Consider the following 2,580-nt stretch of genomic DNA (forward strand, 5'->3'; position numbering starts at 1 on the left):
CACCGCCGAGGACGAGGCCGTCCCCGTGCAGCACGCCTACCTGCTGGCCCAGGCGCTCGCCGCCCACGCCGTCCCCCACGCCCTGCACGTGTTCACGGAGGGGGAACACGGGCTCGGGCTGGCCGAGGGTCGCGGTGCCACGGAGCAGTGGAGCCGGCTGGCGGCCGACTGGCTCCTGGCCCGGGGCTGGTGACGGCCCGGCCCCTGCCGGCGGGCGCGACCCGGTGATCGCGCAGACCGTCGTGGCGCTCGGCCCGGTGATCGGCCTGATCGCCCTCGGCTACGCGCTCCGCTCGCGCGCCTTCCTGGCGCCGGCGTTCTGGCCTCCGGCGGAGCGCCTGTGCTACTTCATCCTGCTGCCGGCACTGTTCATCAGCGGCACGGCGACCGCGGACCTCGCGGGCCTGCCGATCGCCCTGATGGCGCCGGTCCTCGCCGGGCCGGTGGTCCTGACGGCTCTGGGGCTCGTCGTCACCCAGCGCCGGCTGGACCTCGACGGCCCGGCCTTCACCTCCGTGCTGCAGGGCAGCATCCGTTTCAACAACTACCTCGGTCTCTCGATCGCCCTCGCCCTGTTCGGGTCCGACGGCGTCGCGCTCGCCGCCATCGCGAACACCGTCCTCGTCCCGCTCGTCAACGTCCTCTGCACACTCGCCTTCGCGCGCTACGGGGCGGAGCGGCTGACGGTGGGCGGCACGGTCAGGAGCATCGCCACCAACCCGCTGATCCTCGGCTGCGGCATCGGGATCCTGCTGAACGCCACCGGCGTCGGCCTCCCGCCGGGGGTCGGCGGCTTCCTGCGGACCCTGGGCAGTGCGTCGCTGCCGCTGGGACTCCTGTGCGTGGGAGCGGCGCTCGAACTCCGGAGCATGGGACGGAACCTCGGGGCCGTGGCCCTCGCCACCGTGGTGAAGTTCACGGTGCTGCCGGGGCTCGGGATCGCCGGGTGCCTGCTGCTGGGGCTCACCGGTCAGCCCGCGGCGACGGTGATCCTCTTCCTCTCCCTGCCCACGGCGTCCTCCGCCTACGTCATGGCGCGGGCCCTAGGCGGTGACGCACGCCTGATGGCCTCCACCATCACGCTGCAGACGGTGGCCGGGGTGCTCTACCTGCCCGTGGTGTTCCTGGTCATCCGGGTGCTCACCGGCTGAGGGCGTGCGCGCCGAACTGCTCCTCGAGTTCGTGCAGGTCGAGGTCGCAGTCCCTGTCGGAGCCCCGGAACGTCCTGCGGTAGGCCGCCGGACTCACCCCGAGGGCCTTCTGGAAGTGGTGCCGCAGCAGGACGGCCTGGCCGAACCCCGACGCGCGGGCGACGGCGTCGACGGTCAGGCGGGTGCCCTCGAGCAGGGACTGCGCGCGCAGGAGCCGCTGGCCCGTGAGCCACGCGACGGGCGTGGTCCCGGTCTCCGCCCGGAAGCGGCGCGCGAACGTGCGTTCGCTCATGTGCAGGCGCTGCGCCAGCGCCCCCACGGAGATGTCCTGGTCCAGGTGGTCCGCGAGCCAGAGGAGGAGTTCCTCCATCGAGGCCCCGCACTCGGTGGGGATGGGCCGTTCGATGAACTGGGCCTGGCCCCCCTCGCGGTGCGGCGGGACCACCATGCCGCGGGCGATCGCCGTCGCCGCCTTCGGCCCGAACTCCTGCCGGACGAGGTGCAGGCTCGCGTCGATGCCCGCCGCGGTGCCGGCGCTCGTGAGGATGGTGCCGTCCTCCACGTAGAGGACGTTCTCGTCGACGCGCGTGCGCGGATAGGCCTCGGCGAGGCTGCTGGTGTAGCGCCAGTGCGTCGTCGCGCAGCGGCCGTCCAGCAGGCCCGCCTCGGCGAGGGCGAAGGCGCCCGAGCACACGGAGAAGATGCGGGCGCCGCGGCGGTGGGCGGCGCGGAGGGCGTCGAGGACGGCGTCGGGCACCGGGTTCCGGGACGGGAACGGCGCCATGATGACGAGGTCGGCGTCGTCCACCCCCGTGAGGTCGGAATCGACGCGGAGGGCGACGCCGGACGTCGTCCGCACCATCCCGGGAGCCGGTGTGCAGACGCGGAAGTCGAAGGCGGGGAGGCCGACGCCGAGGTCGGACCGGTCGATGCCGAACACCTCGCAGACCACCCCGAACTCGAAGAGGGACAGGTCCGGCAGGACGATCACGGCGACCGTGGTGAGCATGCCAGCAGTATGGCAGCTTTTGAGCGCTATAGGTCCTTCCTGCCACTCTTTTTCCGGCTGCGACAGGATCAGGATCGAGGCATGACTCTCCTCCTGATCCTCCTCGCCATCGCCCTTGTCGTCCTGCTGGTGCGGCACCTCCTCCGACTGGTCGGCGCCGACGCACCCTCGGCCACGCCGTCCTCGCACGCGGACTGGAGCGTCGGCGCGCTGCCCAGCTCCGCCTACTCGCTCCGGCACGACGCCTAGGCCGCGGACAGCGGGTCCGGGCCCGCCGGGCTCCTACCTCGCGCGGACCCGATGGCGCGTCTCGGCGTACAGGGAACTCTCCACCGCGACGAGCACGGCTGCCACTCCGGCAGCGAGTGCCAGCGCCGCGAGGGGGGCGAGTTGCGCGGCGACCGGCAGGAGCAGGAGCAG

Annotated in this window: 4 protein-coding genes; 3 read left to right on the plus strand and 1 reads right to left on the minus strand. The window is 73.0% G+C overall.

Annotated features, from left to right (window positions below; genetic code table 11):
• A partial coding sequence (locus CVO76_RS16730) for a prolyl oligopeptidase family serine peptidase (protein ID WP_208740194.1) occupies positions 1 to 193 on the plus strand: 193 nt, incomplete at its 5' end.
• Between the two features lie 31 nt (positions 194 to 224).
• The gene (locus CVO76_RS16735) at positions 225 to 1,151 is read left to right on the plus strand and encodes an AEC family transporter (protein ID WP_208740195.1); all 927 of its coding nucleotides are present in this window, start codon (positions 225 to 227) and stop codon (positions 1,149 to 1,151) included.
• Here the strand turns inward: CVO76_RS16735 and CVO76_RS16740 are convergent.
• Positions 1,141 to 2,160 carry a GlxA family transcriptional regulator gene (locus tag CVO76_RS16740; protein WP_208740196.1) on the minus strand — a complete coding sequence of 340 codons (1,020 nt, stop codon included), beginning with the start codon at positions 2,158 to 2,160 and terminating at the stop codon, positions 1,141 to 1,143. The two genes, CVO76_RS16735 and CVO76_RS16740, sit on opposite strands and share 11 nt — an antisense overlap.
• 81 nt (positions 2,161 to 2,241) lie before the next feature.
• Here CVO76_RS16740 and CVO76_RS16745 point away from each other — a divergent pair, with 81 nt between their 5' ends.
• Positions 2,242 to 2,409, plus strand: a complete 168-nt coding sequence (locus CVO76_RS16745; RefSeq protein WP_208740197.1) for a hypothetical protein — start codon at positions 2,242 to 2,244, stop codon at positions 2,407 to 2,409.
• The last annotated feature ends 171 nt before the right edge of the window (positions 2,410 to 2,580 follow it).

Source organism: Arthrobacter agilis (genome assembly GCF_002953615.1).
Classification (GTDB): domain Bacteria; phylum Actinomycetota; class Actinomycetes; order Actinomycetales; family Micrococcaceae; genus Arthrobacter_D; species Arthrobacter_D agilis_B.